This window comes from Kribbella sindirgiensis (genome assembly GCF_004331435.1).
Classification (GTDB): domain Bacteria; phylum Actinomycetota; class Actinomycetes; order Propionibacteriales; family Kribbellaceae; genus Kribbella; species Kribbella sindirgiensis.
In genome coordinates this window covers 507248-529970 of sequence record NZ_SJKA01000007.1, presented here as the reverse complement: position 1 = coordinate 529970, position 22723 = coordinate 507248, and the positions used below count along the sequence as shown (strand labels likewise).

The window sequence follows — 22723 nt, the reverse complement described above, 5'->3', positions numbered from 1 at the left end:
CTAGCAGTCCGGTACGCCCGGGAGCTTCTGGTTCGGGTCGTCGATGTAGATGTTGGTCATGTACCCGTGCTGGTCGCGCAGCTTGGCCCACCAGTTGTTGGTGTAGCCCCCGGCGGTCACCGTGTCGCCCTGGACCTGGCACTCGACGAACACCCGGGTCGGGCCGGGCAGCGTGGTCACGACCGACGCGGACAGCTTCGGCGCCGAGCGGACGTTCACACCGCTGCCCCAGGTGGTGAAGTTGTACTCCGGCGGGTTCGGGTCGCCGCCGTTGACCAGTTGCATGTAGTAGTCCCAGTTCCAGTTCGGTCCCGGGTCGGTGTGGTCGTTGTTCGGCATCTCGCTGTGACCCTTGATGTGGGCCCGGTCCTTCGGGATGCCGCGCCGGTCGGCGATGTTGCGGGTCAGCGCCGCGGACGAGCGGTACATCGCGTCGGTGAACCAGGACGGCTGGTCGACGAAGCCTTCGTGCTCGATGCCGATCGTGTACGGGTTCTCGGTCCGGACGTGCCAGGCGGTGTCCTTCTCGGCCACCATCTGGGTGACCTCGCCGTCGCTGGAGCGGACCACGTAGTGCGCGCTGACCTGTGCGGACGGGTTCTTGAACCAGCTGATGGTGCCGGCGTACGAGCCCTGGGTCACGTGGATCACGATCGTGGTGATCGCCGCGGTCCGGCCGACCCGGTAGTTGCTGGTGCTGGCCGGGTTCCAGATCGCGCCCGGGTAGTCGACGGCAGCGGTCCCGAGTGGTGCGGCCTTCGCGTAGGCGCCGCGATCCGGCGTCACCTGCTTCGGCTCGGTCGAGACCCCAGCGGTCTGGACTCCGCGGGCGATCACGCGATAGACCTCGTCGGTGTACAGCCGCGCGGTCGGGGCGTCGGCCGAGTGCGAGTACTTCGCAATCACGCCGTACCACTTGCCGACGTCGGAGCGGTTCGTCAGGCCGGCCTGGTCGGCGTACGCGTCCAGTACGGCAGCTGCGCCGAGGATGTTCGACGTGTCGTCCTTGGAGAGCTTCGCGACCGGTAGCCCGGTGAGCTTGCTTGCCTCGGTCATCGTCTTGTTCACGTTGTTGCTGGCCAGGTGCATCACGCCGTAACCGTTCGCCTGGCTCGGCGTGCCGTTGTGGCCGTCGAGGTGCGTCTCGGCGAAACCGACGCCGACCAGCACTTCGCGCGGTACGTCGTACTTCGCGGACGCTGTCGTGAACGCGGCCGCGAGGTCGGGTTGACCGGTGGGCTGCGCCGGCTCGGCGGCGTTGCTCGGTAAGGCGGTCAGCGCGAGTGCACCGACGGCCAATCCTGTGGCCAGCGCCGTGGCCAGCTTGGGTACTCGGGACATGGGGCGGTTCCTTCCCGTATCTGGTCCGCCGAGGGGCGTCGGCGGTCCCGAGAGCCACGCTAAGGGAAGATCTTCCGCTAACTCCAGTGTTTGAGTGAATTTCTTCCCGTTACCGGGAGAAGACCACATTTCCCCGCAGCGCGATCAACCGCGGGTGCGTCAGTACGGCGGGGTTCGCCCGCGGATCCTCGTCGTACACGACCAGGTCGGCCGGATCGCCGGGCCGCAGCTCGCTGGGCGCGCCGAGCCAGGCGCGGGCCGCCCACGATCCGGCGGCCAGGGCCTGCTCCCCCGACATGCCGATCTCGGTGAGCGCCTGGACCTCCTGCGCGACCAGTCCGTGTCCGAGGACACCGCCCGCGTCGGTCCCGGCGTACACGGGTACGCCGGCCTCGAACGCGTCCCGTAGCCGGTGCAGGCGGCGCTCGTACAGGTCGCGCATGTGGGCCGCGTAGACCGGGAACTTGGCCGCGGCCTGGTCGGCGTACTGCGGGAAGTTCTCCAGCTGGATCAGGGTCGGTACGACGGCCACCTGCCGCTCGGCCATCTCGCTGAGCAGGCTGGGCTCGATACCGGTGCCGTGCTCGAGGCAGTCGATGCCCGCGGCCAGCAGGTCCGGGAGGGCGTGCTCGCCGAAGACGTGCGCGGTCACGCGGGCGCCGAGCTCGTGGGCGCGGGCGATCGCGGCGTTCAGCGCCTCGGCCGGCCAGCACGGGGTCAGATCGCCCGCGTCGCGGTCGATCCAGTCGCCGACGAGCTTCACCCAGCCATCACCGCGACGGGCCTCCTGCTCGACGTACGCGACCAGCTCGTCGGGCTCGATCTCCCAGCCGTAGTTCCGGATGTACCGCTTCGAGCGGGCGATGTGCCGGCCGGCGCGGATGATCTTCGGCAGGTCCGCGCGGTCGTCGATCCAGCGGGTGTCGACCGGCGAACCGGCGTCGCGGACCAGCAGCGCACCGGCCTCGCGGTCGGCGATCGCCTGCTGCTCCTGGGTCTCCTCGTCGACACCGCCGTGCTGGTCGAGGCCGATGTGGCAGTGCGCATCGACCAGACCCGGCACGATCCAGCCGCCGGTGTGCACGGTCGTCACATCAGCAGCGGTGGGCCGGTCGACGACCAGCCCACCGCTGAGGTGAAGCTCCTGCTGCTCACCGGCCGGCAAAACGGTGCCGGCCAGCCTCAGTACATCGCTCATGGAGCGACGGTATCGGGTCTACCCGTGGGAGCCGCCGCCCGGTGTGCAGGTCGGGGTGGTGGTCTCGTTACCGGCGCACGGTGATCCGGACGGGGTGTCCGTCGGGGTCGGAGTGGGCGTCGGGGTCGGCGTCGGTGTGGGGGTAGGAGTCGGGGTCGGCGTCGGCGTCTTGGTAGGCGTCTTCGTCGGCGTCTTGGTGGGAGTCTTCGTCGGGGTCGACGTCGGCGTCCTGGTGGGCGTCCTGGTCGGCGTGTCCACCGGCCTCGGAAGCGTCGGCGTCGGCAGCGTCGTGGAAGGCGGCACGGCGGTCGGCAGCGTGGTCGGCACCGCCGTCGGGGTCGGCGTCGGCGTCTTGGTGTCGTCCGGCACGTCCGGGACCTGCCGCGGGTCGACCCGGCGATCGGCGTTGCCGTTCGACTTGGCGCTCGCGATGTTGCCCTTCGCGTTCGGCACGAGAACCGCGTTCTTGCTGTAGACGCGCATCCACTTCAGCACGGTGGCGACGAAGTCCTTGGAGTGCTGGTAGCGGAGCAGGGCGGCGACCAGGTCGCGCGGGCTGCGCAGGTCGTCCCCTTCGGAGCACAGCACCACGGCGACGGTGGTGACCGCGTCGTACACGTTGTTCGGGTTGCGGAAGCCGTCGCCGTTGCCGTCGGCGCCGTACTCGTCCCAGACCTGCGGGATGATCTGCATCGGGCCGACGGCGCGGTCCCAGGTCGAGTCCGCGTCGTACTTGCCCTTGTCGGAGTCGGTGATCCGGCCGTTGCCGTGCCGGCCGTTCAGCACCGGGCCGAGGATCCGGCCGCGGGTGGTGCCGGCCACGTCGACGCGGCCGGCGCTCGCGTGATCGGACTCGACCTTGCCGATACCGGCCAGCAACGGCCAGGTCAGCCCACAGTTCGGCCGCACGACCGCGAGATTCGCGGTGGCGCGGCGGTAGGCGGGGAACACCCCGCGCGGGATGCCGTTCACGGCACCCGGACGCCCGGGACGCACCACCGACCGGCCGTCGGTGGCCCCCTGCACGGGGACGTCGTCGCGAGCGGGTTTATCGGATCCGAGCCGGCCGTCCACTCCGGGACGCTGCGGCACGATCATCGTCAGTTCGTCGAACTCACCGCTGTTCAGCCCGGCCCCAGGCGATGGGGCGACCGGGCTGCCTGCCGTGAGCGGTCCGGAGGCACCGGCTCCGCCCGAGGCGACGGTCACGATGGCCCCGACCAGGAGCGGGGCCGTACACAATGAAGCGATGATGATTTTGACCCGACGGTTACCACTACGGGTTAGGCGCATAGCCCACTCAACGAACCAAGCGCCAGAAAGTTACATCAAGACGACGCAAAGTTACGCCGCCCAGAAACCCCTCGGAAAACCGGCACCGAGGTAACGATCGCCGCTACCTCACCCTACCGACCGTAGCCACCCGAACACCAATCGCCCCAAGGCGCAGCTCGCGCAGCGGTCGGCGGTTCAGTTGGTCGTCGGGGCGTCGCTCGGGCTGGCCGCGGTCTCGCTCGAGTTCGACTCCGGGGCGGTCGTGCCGCACGGCTCCGGCGTCGGGGTCACCGTCGGGCTGCTCGTCGGCGTCGTGCTGGGCGTCGTCGTCGGCGTGCAGGTCGGGTCGCTCGTCGGCTCACCCGTCGGCGACGTGGTCGGCGTCGTCGGCGTGGTCGTGGGCGTCGTCGGCGTGGTGGTCGGAGTGTTCTGCGTGTTGGTCGGCGTCGGGCTGATCGGCGGGCGGGTCGGCCACGTCGTCGAGCTGGGGCCGTCCGACGGCTTCGGCGACGTCGGCTGCGACGTGCTGGTCACGCCCGGGCGGGGCGTGGTGGCGGCGCTCGTCGGCACCGACGTCGGCGCGGTGGTGGGCACCGTGGTCGGGGCCGTCGTGGGCGCACTCGTCGGCGCGGTGGTCGCCGGCGACGTCGTCGTACGGATCTCGTCCCGGTCGCCGTTGTTGCCGTCGTCGTCCGGGGTGTCGATGGTCCCCGGCTGGTCCGGGATCGTCACGCCGTCCTTGCTGTACGTCTGCATCCACCGCAGGACCGTCGACACGTAGTCCATCGAGTGGTTGTAACGCAGCACCGCCTGCACCAGGCCCTGCGGGTCGGACAGGTTCGCGCCGCCGGAGCACAGGTAGTCAGCGGCCGCCCGCGACGCGTCGAACACGTTGTGCGGGTCCTTGAGCCCGTCCCCGTTGCCATCGGCACCGAACGCGTTCCAGGTGCCCGGGATGAACTGCATCGGCCCGACGGCGCGGTCCCAGGTCGCGCTCCCGTCGTACAGCCCCTGGTCGGTGTCGGCGATCGCCGCCATCCCGGGGCTGCCGTCGAGGACCGGGCCGAGGATCTTGCCGCGGGTGTTGCCTGATCCGTCCACCTTGCCGCCGCTGGCGTGCCCGGACTCGACCTTCCCGATCCCGGCCAGCAGCGGCCACGTGATGTGGCAGCCCGGCATCGACATCGCGAGATCCCGCGCCGCCTTCTGGTACGCCGCCAGCACGGTGCCCGGGATGCCCGAGACGTCCCCGAACGCGCCGGGGATCGGCTGCACGGTGCCGTCCGTCGTCCCGGTGATCGGGACCTGGACCGTGGACTTCTCCTGGGTCGGCAGGCTGCCGTCGACACCGGGCTGGTTCGGCACGTCGTCGGCCAGGTCGTCGAACACCGCGTCCTGCCGCGGGGCGGCCAGCGCGTGCGCGTCGACGACGAACGTGTTCGAGGTGACGCCGCCGACCACGAACACGGCGACCATGGCGGTGGGCGGAGCCAGGCAGACCCAGGTGGCGGTCAGCTTTCCCCGCCACGTGTCCAGGTTCTTGAACTGCTGCCTCATCCGAACCGTCCTCGACGCATTCCGCAGGTGGTGTGTCTCTCGGGCGTAGGGACGATCTTAGCCGTCACCGGGTCGTCGACAACCGATCACGGTGCGCCGCCCGCCACCGTCACCGGGCACCGCCCGCCGTGTTCAGGCACCGGCCGCCCAGAGTTCACCCCTACCCACCAAACAGCTGATCTGCCCTTTCGGGAAGGGGTCAGTTGCCGCCGAGCATCTTCTTCAGGTCGTCCGGCAGCTCGAAGTCGCCGCCGTTCTGCCCGCCGAACGCCGCTGGCAGCTGTCCCGGCTGCGGGGCCTGCGGCTGCTGATTGCCCTGGTTCGCCCGCTTGGCGGGGTTGCCGGAGCCGCGCTTCTTGCCCTTTTTCTGTTGCTGCTGCTTGGCCTTCCGGCCGCCGCCGCCCATCCCCGGCATACCCGGCATCCCGGGCATTCCCGGCATCCCCTTGCCGGACGCCATCGCGGACATCATCTTGCGGGCCTCGAAGAACCGCTCGACCAGCCCGCTGACGGTCGCCACCTCGGTCCCGGAACCCTTCGCGATCCGGGCCCGACGGGAGCCGTTGATGATGTTCGGGTCGTTCCGCTCGGCCGGGGTCATCGAGTGGATGACCGCCTCGATCCGGTCGATCTCGCGCTCGTCGAAGTTCTCCAGCTGGTCCTTGAACTGGTTCGCGCCCGGCAGCATGCCGAAGATCTTGGTCAGCGGGCCCATCTTCCGGACCGACTGCATCTGGGCGAGGAAGTCGTCCAGCGTGAAGTCCTTGCCGCCCTTCTTCTGCAGCTTGGCCGCGGTCTTGGCGGCCTCCTCCGCGTCGAAGGTGCGCTCGGCGGACTCGATCAGGCTCAGCACGTCGCCCATGCCGAGGATGCGGGACGCCATCCGGTCGGGGTGGAAGACGTCGAAGTCCTCGAGCTTCTCGCCGTTGCTGGCGAACATCACCTGGCGGCCGGTGACCTGCGCGATCGAGAGCGCGGCACCACCCCGGGCGTCACCGTCGAGCTTGGACAGCACGACACCGTCGAACCCGACGCCGTCCAGGAAGGCCTGCGCGGTGGTGACCGCGTCCTGACCGATCATCGCGTCGACGACGAACAGGATCTCGTCCGGGCTGACCGCGTCACGGATGTCCGCGGCCTGCTTCATCAGCTCTTCGTCGACACCCAGCCGGCCGGCGGTGTCGACGATGACGACGCTGTGCTGCTTGGTGCGAGCCTCGTCCATCGCCTTGCGGGCGACGTCGACCGGGTCGCCGACACCGTTGCCGGGCTCCGGCGCGTACACCGGTACGCCGGCGCGCTCGCCGACCACCTGCAGCTGGGTGACCGCGTTCGGCCGCTGGAGGTCCGCGGCGACCAGCATCGGGGTCTGGTGCTTGGTCTCCTTCAGCCACTTGGCGAGCTTTCCGGCCAGGGTGGTCTTACCCGCACCCTGCAGACCGGCGAGCATGATCACCGTCGGCGGCCGCTTCGCCATCCGCAGCTCGCGGGTCTCGCCACCGAGGATGTTGACCAGTTCCTCGTTGACGATCTTGATGACCTGCTGCGCCGGGTTCAGCCCGCCGCGCACCTCGGCCCCGGAGGCGCGTTCCTTGACCGCCGCGATGAACTCCCGCACGACGGGCAGCGCGACATCGGCCTCCAGCAACGCGACCCGGATCTCCCGGGCGGTCGCGTCGATGTCGGCGTCGGTCAGCTTGCCCTTGCCCCGCAGGTTCTTGAACGCGGTGGAGAGCCGGTCGGAAAGCGTGTCGAACACGAGAAACAGTCCGTTTCCTCGAAGCGATGAACTCCCCGAGTCTACCGGCCGCCCAGATACCCTCGCGCCCGGTTGACAGAGTCCGCGGGGGCCGAAAGGATCTAACCGATCGGCGATCGTTGAGAGGTTAGGAGGGGCCGATGGAGAAGGACCTCGTGGTGGTGGACGGACCGTCCAATCTGGGGTTACGGCCGCCGGCGGAGGGGACGGTGCCGGGGTGCTACAAGCTGGCCGGGGCGCTGCGGGACCAGGGCCTGGTTCGGCGGATCGGCGCCGCGGACGGCGGGTACGTGACGCCGCCTCGGTACGACCGGGCCGGATGGCAGCCGGGCGACGGAGTGTTCAACGCCGGGGCAATGGCGTCGTACACGGTCAAGCTGGCGGATCGGCTGGAGGCGCTGATCGGCGAGAACAAGTTCGTGGTGCTCCTCGGTGGCGAGTGCAGCAACCTGCTCGGGCCGGCGTTGGCGTTGAAGCGGCGCGGGCGGTACGGCGTGGTGTACCTCGACGGGCACTCGGACTTCCGGACCGTCGACAACTCGCCGTACGTCGGGGCCGCCGGCGGTGAGGCGTTGGCGCTGGTCACCGGCCGGGGCCAGGCGGACCTGACCGATCTCGAAGGGCTCGGGCCGTACACGCGGGACACCGACGCGGTACTGCTCGGGATCCGCGCGGACGACGAGTACGTCGGCGACGTCGAGAAGGCCGGCGTCCCGGTCTGGCCGGCCTCGAGGATCGCTGCCGATCCGAGCGCGGCCGCCCGAGGAACCCTGGAGCACCTGGCCGAGCTGGACGGGTTCTGGGTACATCTGGACGTGGACATCCTCGACGCGGCGATCATGCCCGCCGTCGACAGTCCGGACCCGGGCGGCATCGACCACGACCAACTGCGGGCACTGCTCCGGCCGCTGCTGGCGTCGCCGAAGTGCGTTGGGATCGACATCGGCATCTTCGATCCCGACCTCGACCCCGACGGCACTTACGCCGCAGAACTCACCGACACACTGGTCGCTGCGCTCAGCTGAGCTAGGCCTCCCAGACCAGCTCTTGGCCGTGAGGTGCGGCACGGCCGAGTACCCGGCGTTTTCCGTCCGGCCAGGTTTGGAGGTCGACGCGGTACTCCCAGCCGGTCGCACCGCGGTCGTGCGTGATCACCTGGTGCGGTTCGAGCCGCAGGTGGGCCAGCGGTGCGGACTCGGTGGCCTGCCCGCCGAGTTCCTGCAGGCGCGCCTCGATCGCGGAGCGGTCGGTCCGGCGGAGGTACTGCCACATGATCGAGTGCCAGACGACGGTGACGTGCCCTTCCGACAGCTCCAGCGCGTTCAGGAACGAGACGGCGTCCTCCCGTCGTACGTCGGCCGGCACGTCCCGCGCGACCTTCAACGCACCGCGGAGCCGCTCCAGGCGATCAGACATGTCGGGCCACACGTACGACGTCAGTGTGAGCGCACCGTCCGTCGTGAGCGGGTTCACCGGGGCGATGTCGCACCCCACCCGCTCGGCGATCCGTAGGTCCACCGACGGCACCTGCCCGGACCAGGCCGAGTCGAACACCACAGGACTGTCAGCTGGGCCGTACGACGCCCCGTCCGTCAGGTACCGATACTGGTCGGCGCGCAGGTTCAGACCGCCGCTGGCACCGATCTCGAACAGCCGCACCGGCAGCGGCACCGCTGCGACCAGGTGCAGCAGGCCGCCGTACAGCGCAGCCGACCGCCCTACCTCGTTCGTCTGCGGCGGCTGCGTCAGCAACGACCGCACCTCTCCCAGCCGCGACCGCAGGACCTGCTCGAACGCCTCCCAGCCGAGCACGGGGTCCCACGTCCCGCCGACGCTCGGGTAGAACGCCGCCAGCTCAGGCGCCGTACCGGACAGCACCATGCTGTGCACCGCGGCCAGCAACCGCAGACCGATCGCCTCGCCGAACGAACGACCGTCGTATCCGGCCAGTACTTCGACCGACACCCCGCCGACCTCGTAGTCGTCCACGAGCAGCCGGAGCACTTCGGCGTACATCGGGGACCCCAGGTCCTCGCAGGCGGTCGCTTGTCGCTGAAGAGCCTCTACAACATCCACGTAGCCGAGATTAGGGGGTGTCTGGTGGTTTCACGCCGTCGCGAGGAGATGCCGTGCCGAGTGCCCCGCAGTAGGCGTGAAACCACCAGACACCCCCTCAGAAGGTCAGGCGATCCAGGACTGACTTTGCGGTCGTCCGCGCGTCCTCGGACTCGAGAGGCGCACCGTGGCTGTCGGTGAGGTAGAAGACGTCCACACATTCCGCACCGAGTGTGCTGACGTGTGCTGAGCGGATGTCCGCACCAGTCGCGGCGATCGCCGCTGTGACGTCGTACAGCAGGCCCGGACGGTCGTGGGCACGCACCTGCAGCACCGTGGCTGTCTCCGACGCGTCCGGCAACAGGTCGACGCGACTCGCGACCCGAGCGCGCGACGAGTCCCGCGCGGCAAGCCGCCGTACGACGTCGGCCGAGTCACGCAGCGCCACCGCGAGCCGGTCCCGCAAGCGCACCGGATCGGGAGGCGATCCCGCTACGGTCCACTGCGAGATGCCCAGCCCGTCCACGGACGTGATGACCGCGGACCGGACCGCGAGCCGCTCCACCGCGAGTACGGCGGCAACGGTCGACAGCGTCCCCACTTGATCGGGTACGGCGACGTTCACTCGCAGGTCGCCGTGGTGGTCGGACACGGTGACGCCCAGCCGCCCCACGCCAACCACCTGGTGCAGCACGGGCACCGCAACCGGCGGCGCCTCGGTCCACATGCTCTCGCCACCACCGGCTAGCTCACCACGCACGCGCCGGCACAGCTCACCCACCAGCCGCATCCGCCACGGCGACGACGCGGCCGGACCGGCTGCCCGCGCGTCGGCGTACGTCAGGGCCTCCAGGAGGTCCAGGGTCTCGGTGCTGCGCACGATGCCGGCGACCATGTCCACGGTCATCGGGTCTTCCAGGTCTCGCCGTGTGGCGACCTGCGCGAGCATGAGGTGCTGACGAACCAGCAGAGTGATGGTGTCGGCGTCGGCCTCGCTGAAGCCGATGCGACGGGCCACCCGGGCCGCGATGGCCGCTCCGGTGACGCTGTGGTCGCCGTCGAGCGCCTTGCCCAGGTCGTGCAGCAGAGCAGCGACCAGCAACAGGTCAGGTCGGCGTACGTCGCGCACCATCGCGGACGCTTCGACGCAGGTCTCCAGCAGGTGCCTGTCCACGGTGAACCGGTGGATCGCCGACTGCGGCGGCCGGAACCGTACGGCGTCCCACTCGGGCAGGATCCGGGAGATGTACCCGGCCTGATCCAGCGCCTCCCACACCTCGAGCAGTCCGTTGCCCGCACCGAGCAGAGCGCACAGCAGCCGTCGCGCCTCCCCCGGCCACGGCTCTGGCAGGTCCGCGGCCGACGCCGCCAGCCGTGCGCAGACAGCAGGCGACAGCACGAGCTCACGGTCGGCAGCAACTGCCGCAGCGCGCAGTCCGAGCACCGGGTCGCGCTCCGGACGCGCGTCCGGCATCAGCACGACCTCGCCCTCGTGCTGGCCGACACCCTCGTCCAGTGCGAGCAGCAACGGCCCACCGCTCCGCTGACGACGCCTCGACCGCGGGGGCTTGGTCATCAAGCTCTCGACGCGCCGCCAGGACACGTCACATACGTGCGCGAGCGTCCGGCCCGTCGCGTACACGTGCCGCAGCAGCTCGTCCCGTCCCGACATCCCGAGCCCAGCCGCCACTTCACCGGCCACGTCGGCAACGAGCCTGTCGGTCGCGCGACCAGCCACCTCGTGCAGTGCGTCACGGACCTCGAGCAGGTCCCGCCGAGCCCGCTCCAGCACAGGGTGCGGCACGTCGACCAACCACGACGCCACCAAGGCCCGCAGTACGACGGCATCGCGCAGACCGCCGTACGCCTCCTTCAGGTCGGGCTCAGCGAGGTGCGCGAGCTCTCCGACCGTGGATGCCCGGTCACGGCACGCCTGCGCCAGTCCGGGCATCCGGGACCGCGCCGTACGTCGCCAGTCGGCCATCAGCACCGACCGCAGTTGCAGGGTCAGGTGTGAGTCGCCGGCGACATGCCGCGCGTCCAGCAGCCCCAGGGCCACGCGGTCGTCGTCCGCCGCGGCCTGTCGCGCCTCGGCCAGCGTGCGGACGCTGTGGTCGAGCTTGGTCCTCGAGTCCCACAGCGGGTACCAGATCTGGGCCGCCAGCTCGTCGATCCGCGGGTACCCCTCGGCGTGCACGAGCATCACGTCGAGGTCGCTGTACGGCGACAGCTCCTCACGCCCGTAGCCGCCCACCGCAACCAGGGCGACGCCCTCGGTAGGTACACCGAGGGCGTCACAAGCCTTTGCGAGCAGCAGCTGCAGCAGCGCGTCGGCCTCTTCGGCACGACCGCGCCGCTGCTCTGCTCGATCAACCATCTAGAGTGCGTCTCCGTCGAGTTCACCGGTGCGGACCCGGACGATCGTCTCGACCGGGGTGACCCAGACCTTGCCGTCGCCGATCTTGCCGGTCTGGGCGGCCTTCACGATGACGTCGACCACGTCCGCGCTGTCACCGTCCTCGACGACCACCTCGAGCCGCACCTTCGGCACCAGGTCCACCTCGTACTCCGCGCCACGATAGACCTCGGTGTGGCCCTTCTGCCGGCCGTAGCCGCTCGCCTCGGTGACCGTCATGCCGGTGACGCCGAACGTCTCCAGCGCGGCCCGGACGTCGTCGAGCTTGTGCGGCTTGACCACCGCGGTGATCAGCTTCATGCCTTGACACCTTCCTTCTCCGAGGCCTCAGTGGTGCCATTCTCCGTCTCGGCCGGGGCCGGACGGGCCGACAGCGCGCCGCGCAGACCGGACGAGCTGAGGTAGTCGTACGCCGTCTCCGCGTGCTCGACCTGGTCGACACCGGTGACCTCGTCGTCCTCCTTGAGCCGGAAGCCGATGGTCTTGTCGATCAGCTTGCCGAGGATGAACGCGATCGTGAAGGAGTAGAGAGCGACCACCACGTTCGCCAGCGCCTGCTTGCCGAGCTGGGACACTCCACCGCCGTAGAAGAGGCCGTTGACCGCGGACGGCGCCGCCTCCGAGCCGAGCAGACCGATCGCCAGCGAGCCGAACAGACCGCCGACCAGGTGGACGCCGACCACGTCGAGCGAGTCGTCGAAGCCGAGCTTGTACTTCAGCGACACCGCGAAGGCGCAGATGGCACCGGCGAACAGGCCGAGGATGATCGCGCCGACCGGGGTGACAGCACCACAGGACGGGGTGATCGCGACCAGACCGGCGACCGCACCGGACGCCAGGCCCAGCGTGGTGGCCTTACCGTGCGTGAGCCGCTCGACGATCAGCCAGCCGATCACCGCGGCAGCGGTGGCGACCTGGGTGTTCACGAAGGTGACAGCTGCGGTGGTGCCGGCACTCAGCGCGGAGCCGGCGTTGAAACCGAACCAGCCGAACCACAGCAGCCCGGCGCCGAGCAGCACCAGCGGCAGGCTGTGCGGCCGCATCGGGTCCTTCTTCCAGCCGATCCGCTTGCCGAGCACGATCGCCAGTGCGAGCGCGGCAGCACCGGCGTTCACGTGCACCGCCGTACCGCCGGCGAAGTCGATCGCCTTCAGCTTGTCGCCGATCCAGCCGCCGTTGCCGTCGTCGAGGAACCAGACGGAGTGCGCGACCGGGAAGTAGACCAGGCAGGTCCAGCCGACCACGAACGCGATCCAGCCGCGGAACGTGGCCCGGTCGGCGATCGCGCCCGAGATCAGCGCGGGGGTGATGATCGCGAACATCAGCTGGAAGGCGACGAAAGCGAGCGTGGGCGTCGTCCCGCTCACCGCCTCGGGTGCGAGCAGGCCCTTCAGCCCGACTTCGGAGAAGTCTCCGATCACGTGCCCGTTGTCACCGGCGAATGTCAGCGAGTAGCCGACCACCACCCAGAGGATGGTGACGACGGCGATGGTGACGAAACTCATCATCATCATGTTCAGCACGCTCTTCACGCGCACCATACCGCCGTAGAAGAAAGCCAGGCCCGGGGTCATCAGCATCACCAGGGCGGCACTGGCCAGAACCCAGGCGGTATCGCCGGCGTTGATCTCCATCAACGTCATCCCTTCCATCGAACTGGGGGTGACCGGCGTCCTCAGTCGGGAGGTCTCCACAACGCCGGGGAGCCCGCCGCTCGGCCACACCGCACACGGTGTCGGCGCGCCGTTTCAGCCGATCGGTCCGTTTGTTTCAGGCATGTGACAAAGCGGGCTCCCAGGTGACATCGAGGTGACATGACTCACCGAAGGCCGACTTGTGGCACTCTGGCCTGGACCACACGGGCCCGCAGCCGCGCCACTGCACCCGTCCGAGCTGGGGAACGACGAAATGGAGCCGAACCACGGGGTGAGGCCGCGCCGCGGCAGACCACGGGACCCGGAAGCGGAGCCAAGGATCCGCAGGTACGCCGTGCAGTTGCTGCTGGAGCGGGGATTCGAAGGAATGACGGTGGACGACGTCGCCGAGGCCGCGGGGGTCGGCAAGGCGACGATCTACCGGCGGTGGGCCAGCAAGGAGCTGCTCGCCAACGACGCGATGGCCGATTTGTTCGATCTGGAGATACCGGACGCGGACACCGGTTCGATCGCGGGTGACCTGCGCCAGGTCTACCGCGTCGCGCTGGCGTTCGCGAACAGCGAGTACGGCCGGGCGATGATCCGCCTGGCGGTCTCGGAGGCGAACCGCGACGAGCGGTCCGCCGCGATCTATCGAGGTGTTCTCGAGCGCCGGATCGAGCTCACCCGGCAAGCACTCGAACGCGCGCGGGCGCGTGGCGAACCGATCAAGAGCACCGCGGACCCGGTGCTGATGGTCGAGTGGATGGCCGGGGTGTTCGTGATCCGAGCCCTGACCGGACAGCCGATGCCGCCGCCCGAAGACGCCGATCGCCTGGCCGACGTCACACTGCGCGCAGTACTCGAGGTGCCTGTCTCAGAGCCGTAGTCCGGGGCCCAGAGCCACCTGGTCCACGCGCATCTCGGTGACGCGCCGGACCCGTCCGGTCTCGAGGTTCCAGGCCAAGACCCAGCCGTGGACCCGGAACAGCACGTTGCTGTCGTCGTACCAGCCGAGTACGACGCAGCAGCCTGCCTCACGCACGAACGGACGATCCCCCGCCCCCTCGAAGGTCGGGGGATTGTCCTGTGGCTCCCCGAGCACCAGCAGCCGGCTGGGCAGCGTCCGCAGTGTGGAGATCGCTGCCACCACCTGAGGCTGCGAAACCCTCGTCGGGACCTCCGGGAGGTTCTCCGCGATGAAGACGCGCGCCGCGGCGGTGTTCGACGACATCGTCTGGCCCTGCCACGACCGGACCGGCAGGGTGAGCGGACTGTTCTCCATCCACCGGCCGTTGAACAGGTACCGCATGACGGAGCCGGTCTGGATCCGGTACGGCGACGTGGCCTCGTCCGGATCGTTCGTAGCGGAGACCTGGACCACCGCCTGCTCTCCGTCACCGCCTTCTCCGACGACCACCTGGTACGCGGCACCTGACCCGCTGACCAGCACGCGCTGCTCGTCCTGCACCCAGGACACGCTGCGGAACTCACGGCCGCCAGGCAGGGGGAAGTGCGAGATCTCGGCCGTCGTCGCATTCACCGTGATCAGCTCACCCGGCTGAGGGAACGCGACGATCCGGCCGTACGGAGAGACCGCTCCCGCGCTGAGCGGCGACTCGCCGCCGACCGGGACCAGGCCGATGTCGGCCTGAGCCCACGACCCGTCCTCGCCGAGCAGCACCGGTGCGTAGCGGTCGCCCTGCTTCACCAGAACGACGGCCGCGACGCTGTCCAGGGTGTGCTTCGCCAGCGGACGCACCTTGTCCGGTAGCTCGAGCCGATCGCCGAGCGGCGTCTCGAGCCGGTCGAGGAAGCGTTCGCTCCCGGGCGGTGGCGCGACCCAGAAGTCGATCCCGCTGATCTTGCCGGAGGCCTCGACGTACCCGGGCGGATTCGGCGGGGGTGTGATGTCGGCGTTGCCCGACGTACCGACCTCGATCAGGATCGAGGCGATGATCGCCCCCACGATGAAGGCGATCACGCCGAGTACGACGAGCCGACGCCGACGGCGGCTTGATTGCACACCGGCTGCCCACGCTGCGTCTGCCAGATCGGGCTCCGGCAGCCGGTCGGCGGCTTGGACCAGCAGGGGCTGGACGTCTTCCCGTCTCATCGGGCATCACGCCAGTCGCCCGCGCCCAGCGCGCTACGGAACCGGCCGAAGGCGCTCATGCCGTGAGCGTGGACGGCTGTGTGCGAGAGGCCGAGCAGCTCGGACACCTCGAACTCGGTCAGCTCCTCCAGGTGCAGCAGCACGAACACCGTGCGTTGTGCAGGCGTCAGCTCGGCCAGTGCACGCTTCACCTGGTCGTCCTCGTCCGGAAACGGTTTCGCCCGGTTCCACGGCCGCATGGCCGGCTGGTAGAGCAACCGCTGAACGAAGGCGTCCGGGTCGTCCACCCGGGTCCAGCGCACGGACAGCTGCGTGAAGGCGCGCAGCAGTAGCTCTTCGGCTCGGTGCAGGTCGCCGTACACGAGGTACGCCGTACGGAGCCATCTGCCCTGCCGCGCATCGACGAACGAGGCGAAGTCCGGGTCGACCGTGTCGTGCATCCACCCTCCCGGCCTCTATTCAACTCCTCAACTACTGCGCGCTGCTACAGCCAGACGCGTCTCTTCCGAGATCAGATCGAAGTTGATACCGGCTCCGGCCATCAGCCCGGCCGCCGCGGACGGCATGACCTGCGCCATCGGATTGCTGACGTTGCCGGCGGCGAAAACGCCAGGGACCTGTGTGGCGCCCATCCCGTCGACCTGGATCGCAGTACCGACCTCTACTCCGTTCGCCTCGACCAGAGTGGCCTCCAGGCCCAGGTCTGCCAGGAAGCCGGCACGCGCACGGATGGTCGTCTGAATCGCCAGTGCCTGGCGCGGAACGACCTTCCCGCCCTCCAGCCGCACACCGGTGATCCGGCCGTCGGTGATCTCGACCTGCTCGACCTTCCCTTGTACTACGGCGATTCCACGCGCAGCCAGCTCCTCCCACTGCTCCTCGGTCGGCTCCGGCGCAGTGTGCAGGAACAACGTCACGTCATCACTCAGCTGCCGGAAGAGCTGCACCTGGTGCATTGCCATGGAGCTGGTCGCCAGCACGCCGATGGCCTGGTCCTGCACCTCCCAGCCGTGGCAGTACGGGCAGTGCACCACGTCCTTCCCCCAACGCTCCGCCAGCCCAGGTACGTCGGGCAGCACGTCAGTCAGCCCTGTCGTCACCAGCAGCCGCCTGCTCCGGTACGTCGTACCGTCGGCCAGCTCGACCGTGAACCCCTCGTCGTCGCGCGACGCAGTGGTCACTGTGCCGTCCAGGAACTCACCGCCGTACCCCTGCACCTCCTGGCGGCCGAGGGCGTAGATCTCTCCGGGCGGTACGCCGTCACGGGTCAGGAAGTTGTGGACGCCGTCGGCGGGCGCGTTGCGCGGCGTACCGTCGTCGATCACCAGCACCGACCGGCGGAACCGGGCCAGCGCCAGCGCCCCGCTCAGCCCGGCCGCGCCGCCGCCGATCACGATCACGTCGTACTTCGTCATCTCTGCACTCCATGCTCTCGAGGATGTGCTTCGAGGATGCGTGGTGATTTTCATTTTCGACAAGTAGTGTTGCCGGTATGGCAAACGACGAGGACGTCCTCGAGTCGGTCGGTCCGCGGCTGCGGGCGCTCCGGACCGAGCGCGGCACCACGCTGGCCCAGCTGTCCGAGACGACCGGCATCTCGGTCAGCACGCTGTCCCGGCTGGAGTCCGGACAGCGCCGGCCGACGCTCGAGCTGCTGCTGCCGCTGGCCAGGGCGCACCAGGTGCAGCTGGACGAGCTGGTGGACGCACCGCCGACCGGAGACCCGCGGATCTACCAGAAGCCGATCAAGCGGCACGGCACCATCCACATCCCGCTGAGCCGGCGACCGGGCGGCTTGCAGGCGTTCAAGCAGATCCTGCCGGCCGGCTACCCGGGCAACGACGTGGTGCAGAAGACCCACGAGGGCTACGACTGGTTCTACGTGCTGTCGGGCCGCATCCGGCTGAAACTCGGTGACCAGGACTTCATCGTCAAGGAGGGTGAAGCGGTCGAGTTCGACTGCCGAGTGCCGCACTGGTTCTCCAATCCGGGCCCTGGACCGACCGAGGTGCTATGTCTTTACGGCCCGCAAGGGGAGCGGATGCACGTCCGAGCTCGCACGACCTGAGGAGAGACCTAGTGAGCGTTGCGTTGTTCACGCTGGGCGGGACCATTTCGATGGCCGGTACCCATCGCCTGACCGGTGACGACCTGACCGCGGCGATGCCGGGGCTGCGCGAGCTCGGTCATCCGGTCGAGGTCCAGGACATCGAGAAGGTGCCCAGCGCCAACCTGACGGCCGCCAAGCTGCTCGAGGTCGTCGACGCCGCCTCCAAGGCCGTCGCCGCCGGGGCCGTAGGCGTCGTCGTCACCCAGGGAACCGACACCCTGGAAGAGAGCTCCTTCCTCGCCGACCTGGTCTGGCCGCACCCGCAGCCGCTCGTATTCACCGGTGCGATGCGCAACCCGACGCTGGCCGGTCCTGACGGCCCTGCGAACCTGCTGGCCGCGCTGCGCGTCGCCTGCTCCCCCGCGGCACGTGACCTCGGCGCACTGGTCGTCTTCAAGGAAGAGATCCACGCGGCCCGCTGGGTGCGCAAGACGCACAGCACGAGTACGGCGACGTTCGTCTCACCGAACACCGGTCCGATCGGGCATGTCGTCGAAGACCAGGTCCGCGTACTCACGCGTCCGCTGCGGCTGGACGGCGTACAGGGCAGTGCTGAGCCCGCCGAGCTCGACAACATCCGCGTCGCGCTCTACACCGTCACACTCGACGACGACGGCCTGCTGCTGCAGGGCCTGGCCGACACACACCAGGGGCTCGTCGTCGCCGGGTACGGCGTTGGGCACGTGCCTGCTGCGCTGGCACCCGTTCTCGGCGAGCTGGCGACCCGGATGCCGGTGGTGCTCACGTCACGCACCGGCGCCGGCTCGATCGTCCGTAACACGTACAACTCCCCCGGCTCGGAGACCGACCTGCTGCAGCGCGGCCTGATCGACGGCGGGTTCCTCGACCCGTACAAGGCACGCGTGCTGCTCCGGCTGCTCCTGGCAACAGACGACGACCTCGCTGCGGGGTTCGCGCAGTACTGCTAGTTCCTCACCAGGAAACGCCACTCGGGCTACGGACGGGTGTAGGTCAGGGCGAGGTTGCCTTTCGGGAACGACTTCACATCGACCAACCTCAGCCTCGTGAACTCGGTGAACAGCGGCCCGCCGTCGCCGTGCGCGACCGGGTTGACCAGGAGGTGATACTCGTCGACCAGGTCGGCCCGTACGAGCGACTGCGCGAACCGCACGCCGCCGTGCGCGAGGATCGGACCGCCGTCTTGCGCCTTCAGAGCCTCGACCTCTGTGACGAGATCACCGGAGCAGACCGTGGTCGTCGCCCAGGGCGTGTCGATCGGTCTCCGGGAGAAGACGACCTTCGGGATCCGGTTCATCGCCTCAGCCTCGGGGCCGTCCTGGAAGGGCCAGTGGCCGGCCATGTCCCGGTACGCCTGGGACCCCATCGCGTGCACACCGGCGCTGCCGAGCACCTCGGCCATGTGAGCGACGAACTCCTCGTCCTCGTCGTACTCGAGAAAGAAGTCCTCTGGCACACCAGCCGGCGGCGAACCATACCCGTCGAGCGACAGGCCGTAGCGGAGAATGAGCGGTCGCATAGGAAAGCTCTCCTTGATCCTCGGTGCGCCAGAAGGCGCCGTTCGCTCCTGCGACGAAGAGTCTGCCCAAAACCAGACAGTTCGGCTGGATCTCTTCACGAATCCCGCGCGCAAGACACTGGTCTCGTGCTTCTGACTCCCGCGCGATAAGTCGAGCCGTCGAGCGGTCGAGCCGTCGTTCCGTCCGTCCCGCTGTCCGGAGCCGGCTCCGGCCAGCGGGGCACCTCGGGCGCCGGTGGCCACATTGGGCACCGGTCAACCGTGTTCCGCGGCGAATTTTGGTTGACCCGTGCTCAAGGTGATCACCGGCACCCACTGGGGATCCCGCGCGGGCGGGTGCGGGGAGTGCAGCAGCCGGTTCTGGGTGGGCAATCCTCCCCAGACCCGGCGTCGCCGACAAGGCCGCTGACACCGGTGCATCGCGGCGGGGCCAGGCCAATGTGCGGTGCCGCCAGGCCAATGCGAGGGGTTGATCCCTCACATGGTGCCCAGCGCAAGAACAACCCGACCCACGCACACCAGCACCAGCACCAGCACCAAACGTTCCGCAATCCACGAATCCAGACCTTGCCGCGCGAATCGCAGACACAGCACTACCGTCCAGAGCCGGACGTTCGCGACACGGGCCCGGAGCAGCCGCCCGCGCCGGCAAGTGCAACAGGGGGCGTGTGGGGAGTTCTGCCCTCCCGAAGCGGGCAGTAGCACTCCCCAGACCTGGCGGAAAGTCTCCCCAAACCGGTTTGGGGAGGAGCGGGACCGAGGAGGGCTGGTTCGGGGAAGCCGGTTCCAGCCAGTGTCAGTGCGTGTCAGCGCGTGTCAACGCCGTCCCGAATTTCGCCGCGAACTTCCGGCTCAAGACGCTAGGTCACTTCCGGCTCAGGACGCTAGGTCAGCGACGCGGCCTTGGTCATCAGGTAGTCGCGTTCTGGCAGGCTCGTCGTACCGCGGGCCGCCGCCCGGAAGTGCTCGGCGGCGGTCTCGTGGTCGCCGCGCATCTCGTAGAGGTGTCCGCGGGTGGCGTCGAGCCGGTAGTGGCCGGCCAGTTCGTCGTCCAGCGGTGCGAGGAGCTTCAGGCCCGCGTCCGGTCCGTCCACCATGGCCGCGGCGATCGCGCGGTTGAGCTTCACCATCGGGTTCCCGGACAGGTCCTCGAGGAGGCCGTACAGCCCGAGGATCTGCGGCCAGTCGGTGTCCTCGGCGCGGTCCACCTCGTCGTGCAACGCCGCGATCGCTGCCTGGATTTGGTACTCGCCCAGCGGAGGCGTGCCGAACGCCTCGACCGCGAGTGCGACGCCTTCTGTGATGGCGTCGTGGTCCCACAGCGACCTGTCCTGCTCAGCCAGCGGGATGATCTCCCCGCCCTTACCGGTCCGCGCTGCGCGCCGGGCGTCGGTCAGCAGCATCAGAGCGAGCAGCCCGGTGACCTGTCCGTCGGGCAGCTGAGTCCGGACGGCGCGAGTCAGACGAATCGCCTCACTGGAGAGGTCGCTGCGGTGCAGCTCTGGGCCACTGGTGCTGGTGTAGCCCTCGTTGAACATCAGGTACAGCACGTGCAGCACGTTGCGCAGCCGGTCCGGGTCGGCGTCCAGCTCGAAGCTGGAGCCCTTGAGCTTCGACTTCGCCCTGCTGATCCGCTGCGCCATCGTTGCCTCCGGCACCAGGTACGCCGTGGCGATCTCGGCCGTGGTGAGGCCGCCGACCGCCCGCAGGGTCAGGGCGATCGCCGAGGCCGGTGTCAGCGTCGGGTGACAGCACAGGAACAGCAACCGGAGCGTGTCGTCGTACTCCTCGACCTCGCCGACCGGTACCTCCCGCAGCGCCGCCCGCTCCTCGCGGCGCCGACGGGCCTGCTGCTGGCGGACCTCGTCGATCAGCCGCCGGGAGGCCGTTTGGATCAGCCAGCTCTTCGGATTGTCCGGCCGGCCGTCCCGCGGCCAGGTGGTGGCTGCCGCGAGCAGTGCCTCCTGGACCGCGTCCTCGGCCGCGGCGAAGTCACCGGACCAGCGCACGACGGCACCGAGGACCCGCGGCGTCAGCTCCCGCAGCAGGTCCTCGAGCTCGCCGTCCGGTTCAGAAGTCGTGGAGATCGGCATCCGACTCCATCACGCGGCGGACCTCGATCGGTTGCTCGATCGGCACGCCGCCCGGACCGGGTGCGGCCGACTGCCACGCCGCGATCTCGTAGGCCCGCTCCTCCGACTCCACGTCGATCATCGTGTAGCCGGCCAGGACCTCCTTGGACTCGGCGTACGGACCGTCCGTCAGCACCGGCGCGGTCACGCTGGCCGCCCGCACCACCTTGGCGTGCGACGGCCAGGTCAGCCCCTGGACCTCGACCAGCTCGCCGCTCTGCCGTAGTCGCTCGATGCCCTCGCCGAGGTGGTCCATGTGGGCCTTCATGTCGGCCTCGTCCCACTCCAGCATCGGGGTCTCGCAGTTGCCGCCGTCCATGTTCATCAACAGCATGAACTTGGTCATGTCATCTCCTCCTAGTAGAGCCTTTACCCGGGAGACGGAGCTGATCGGGGCTTCTCTACATCAGTCCAGCCATCAATCCAGCAGAGCGTCGACGAATTGTTCGGGCTCGAACGGGGCCAGGTCGTCCGGACCCTCACCGAGGCCGACCAGCTTGACCGGTACGCCGAGTTCGCGCTGCACCGCGATCACGATGCCGCCCTTCGCCGTACCGTCCAGCTTGGTCAGGACCAGCCCAGTGACGTTGATGACCTCTGCGAACACGCGGGCCTGGGTGAGGCCGTTCTGACCGGTGGTGGCGTCGATGACGAGCAGTACCTCGTCCACCTCGGCTGCCTTCTCGATGACGCGCTTGACCTTGCCGAGCTCGTCCATCAGACCGGTCTTGGTGTGCAGGCGGCCGGCCGTGTCGACCAGTACGACGTCGGCGTCCTCCGCGATGCCTTCCTTGACCGAGTCGAACGCGACGCTCGCCGGGTCGCCGCCCTCCGGACCGCGTACGGTGCGGGCACCTACGCGCTCACCCCAGGTCTGCAACTGGTCGGCGGCGGCCGCGCGGAAGGTGTCCGCGGCGCCCAGGACGACCTTCTTGTCCTCGGCGATCAATACGCGGGCCAGGCGGCCGACGGTGGTGGTCTTGCCGGTGCCGTTGACCCCGACCATCAGCACGACGGCGGGCTGCCCGTCCTTGCGGCTCGCCTTGAGCGACCGGTCCAGCGACGGGTCGACCAGATCGATCAGCTCCTCGCGGAGGATCTCCCGGGCCTGTGCGGCGCCGACACCCTCGACGCGCATGCGGGTGCGCAGCTTCTCGACCAGCTCCTGCGTGGGCGCCACCCCGACGTCAGCGGTGATCAGCGTGGTCTCGATGTCCTCCCACGCCTCCTCGTCGAGCTTGTCGCGGGACAGCAGTGCGAGCAGGCCTTTGCCGAGGGAGCCCTGCGAGCGTGCCAGCCGGGCACGGAGCCGCACCAGCCGGCCCTGCGCGGACTCGGGCTTCTCGATCGTCGCGGTCGCCGCGGGCTCCGGTAGCTCGGTGTCCTCCAGCGTGCGGGTCGGGGTGTCCCGCGGTTCCTCCGCGTCCTCACCGACCTTCGGCTCGGCAGCCTCGGCAGCATCCTCGGCAGCAGCCTCGACGGCGGGCTTGGCGGCCTCCGCCGGCAGCTCGGCGCGGCGGCGCCGGGCGACGACCAGACCGGTGGTTCCGACGACCAGAACGACCGCGATCACCACGACGATCGTCAGCAGAGCCTGGTCGGTGAGCAGAGAAACGAGCAGTGAGGTCACGG

The 22723-nt window shown here is 69.3% G+C and carries 20 protein-coding genes; 4 read left to right on the top strand and 16 right to left on the bottom strand.

The window, feature by feature from the left end:
* From E0H50_RS23065 to ffh, 5 genes are all read right to left on the bottom strand, one after another.
* A complete protein-coding gene (locus E0H50_RS23065) occupies positions 1–1341 on the bottom strand; it encodes an N-acetylmuramoyl-L-alanine amidase (RefSeq protein ID WP_131291874.1) in 1341 nt (446 codons plus the stop codon).
* Between the two features lie 109 nt (positions 1342–1450).
* Positions 1451–2539, bottom strand: a complete 1089-nt coding sequence (locus E0H50_RS23060; protein ID WP_131291872.1) for an amidohydrolase family protein — start codon at positions 2537–2539, stop codon at positions 1451–1453.
* A gap of 18 nt (positions 2540–2557) precedes the next feature.
* Positions 2558–3748 carry a lytic transglycosylase domain-containing protein gene (locus E0H50_RS23055; protein ID WP_238151154.1) on the bottom strand — a complete coding sequence of 397 codons (1191 nt, stop codon included), beginning with the start codon at positions 3746–3748 and terminating at the stop codon, positions 2558–2560.
* 261 nt (positions 3749–4009) lie between these two features.
* A complete protein-coding gene (locus E0H50_RS23050) occupies positions 4010–5371 on the bottom strand; it encodes a lytic transglycosylase domain-containing protein (RefSeq protein WP_131291868.1) in 1362 nt (453 codons plus the stop codon).
* 199 nt (positions 5372–5570) lie between these two features.
* Positions 5571–7130, bottom strand: coding sequence for a signal recognition particle protein (ffh, locus tag E0H50_RS23045; RefSeq protein WP_131291866.1), 1560 nt, complete (start codon positions 7128–7130; stop codon positions 5571–5573).
* A gap of 140 nt (positions 7131–7270) precedes the next feature.
* Here ffh and E0H50_RS23040 point away from each other — a divergent pair, with 140 nt between their 5' ends.
* A complete protein-coding gene (locus E0H50_RS23040; protein ID WP_131291864.1) occupies positions 7271–8155 on the top strand; it encodes an arginase family protein in 885 nt (294 codons plus the stop codon).
* A gap of 1 nt (position 8156) precedes the next feature.
* Here E0H50_RS23040 and E0H50_RS23035 read toward each other — a convergent pair whose 3' ends face one another.
* The 4 genes from E0H50_RS23035 to E0H50_RS23020 form a co-directional block, all read right to left on the bottom strand.
* On the bottom strand, positions 8157–9206 hold the full coding sequence (locus E0H50_RS23035) for a DUF2332 domain-containing protein (RefSeq protein ID WP_131291862.1): 1050 nt from the start codon (positions 9204–9206) through the stop codon (positions 8157–8159).
* Between the two features lie 97 nt (positions 9207–9303).
* Positions 9304–11562 (bottom strand): [protein-PII] uridylyltransferase, encoded by a 2259-nt coding sequence (locus E0H50_RS23030; protein WP_131291860.1) that lies wholly within the window; start codon positions 11560–11562, stop codon positions 9304–9306.
* Positions 11563–11901, bottom strand: a complete 339-nt coding sequence (locus tag E0H50_RS23025; protein ID WP_131291858.1) for a P-II family nitrogen regulator — start codon at positions 11899–11901, stop codon at positions 11563–11565.
* Positions 11898–13244, bottom strand: coding sequence for an ammonium transporter (locus tag E0H50_RS23020; protein WP_202868280.1), 1347 nt, complete (start codon positions 13242–13244; stop codon positions 11898–11900). Before E0H50_RS23020 ends, E0H50_RS23025 begins: the two co-directional genes overlap by 4 nt.
* Before the next feature lie 346 nt (positions 13245–13590).
* Here E0H50_RS23020 and E0H50_RS23015 point away from each other — a divergent pair, with 346 nt between their 5' ends.
* On the top strand, positions 13591–14124 hold the full coding sequence (locus tag E0H50_RS23015) for a TetR/AcrR family transcriptional regulator (protein WP_238151153.1): 534 nt from the start codon (positions 13591–13593) through the stop codon (positions 14122–14124).
* On the opposite strand, the gene E0H50_RS23010 is transcribed toward E0H50_RS23015, so the two are convergent.
* From E0H50_RS23010 to E0H50_RS23000, 3 genes are read right to left on the bottom strand one after another with little or no spacing between them, the layout of a single operon-like run.
* Positions 14113–15351 (bottom strand): hypothetical protein, encoded by a 1239-nt coding sequence (locus tag E0H50_RS23010; protein ID WP_131291854.1) that lies wholly within the window; start codon positions 15349–15351, stop codon positions 14113–14115. The two genes, E0H50_RS23015 and E0H50_RS23010, sit on opposite strands and share 12 nt — an antisense overlap.
* Positions 15348–15791, bottom strand: a complete 444-nt coding sequence (locus E0H50_RS23005) for a sigma factor-like helix-turn-helix DNA-binding protein (RefSeq protein ID WP_131291852.1) — start codon at positions 15789–15791, stop codon at positions 15348–15350. Before E0H50_RS23005 ends, E0H50_RS23010 begins: the two co-directional genes overlap by 4 nt.
* Before the next feature lie 27 nt (positions 15792–15818).
* Entirely contained in the window at positions 15819–16766 is a 948-nt protein-coding gene (locus E0H50_RS23000; protein ID WP_131291850.1) for an NAD(P)/FAD-dependent oxidoreductase, read from the bottom strand.
* A gap of 77 nt (positions 16767–16843) precedes the next feature.
* On the opposite strand from E0H50_RS23000, the gene E0H50_RS22995 reads away from it, so the two are divergent.
* Positions 16844–17419, top strand: a complete 576-nt coding sequence (locus E0H50_RS22995) for a helix-turn-helix domain-containing protein (RefSeq protein WP_131291848.1) — start codon at positions 16844–16846, stop codon at positions 17417–17419.
* Positions 17420–17430: 11 nt separating this feature from the next.
* Complete coding sequence (locus tag E0H50_RS22990; protein ID WP_131291846.1) at positions 17431–18390, top strand: asparaginase; 960 nt, start codon at positions 17431–17433, stop codon at positions 18388–18390.
* 26 nt (positions 18391–18416) lie between these two features.
* On the opposite strand, the gene E0H50_RS22985 is transcribed toward E0H50_RS22990, so the two are convergent.
* The 4 genes from E0H50_RS22985 to ftsY form a co-directional block, all read right to left on the bottom strand.
* The gene (locus E0H50_RS22985) at positions 18417–18959 is read right to left on the bottom strand and encodes a dihydrofolate reductase family protein (protein WP_131291844.1); all 543 of its coding nucleotides are present in this window, start codon (positions 18957–18959) and stop codon (positions 18417–18419) included.
* Positions 18960–19843: 884 nt separating this feature from the next.
* Complete coding sequence (locus E0H50_RS22980; RefSeq protein ID WP_131291842.1) at positions 19844–21052, bottom strand: RNA polymerase sigma factor; 1209 nt, start codon at positions 21050–21052, stop codon at positions 19844–19846.
* Positions 21030–21437, bottom strand: a complete 408-nt coding sequence (locus E0H50_RS22975; protein ID WP_131291840.1) for a YciI family protein — start codon at positions 21435–21437, stop codon at positions 21030–21032. The genes E0H50_RS22980 and E0H50_RS22975 overlap by 23 nt, the downstream gene beginning before the upstream one ends.
* A 72-nt stretch (positions 21438–21509) precedes the next feature.
* The gene (gene ftsY / locus E0H50_RS22970) at positions 21510–22721 is read right to left on the bottom strand and encodes a signal recognition particle-docking protein FtsY (protein WP_202868279.1); all 1212 of its coding nucleotides are present in this window, start codon (positions 22719–22721) and stop codon (positions 21510–21512) included.
* Between the last annotated feature and the right edge of the window lie 2 nt (positions 22722–22723).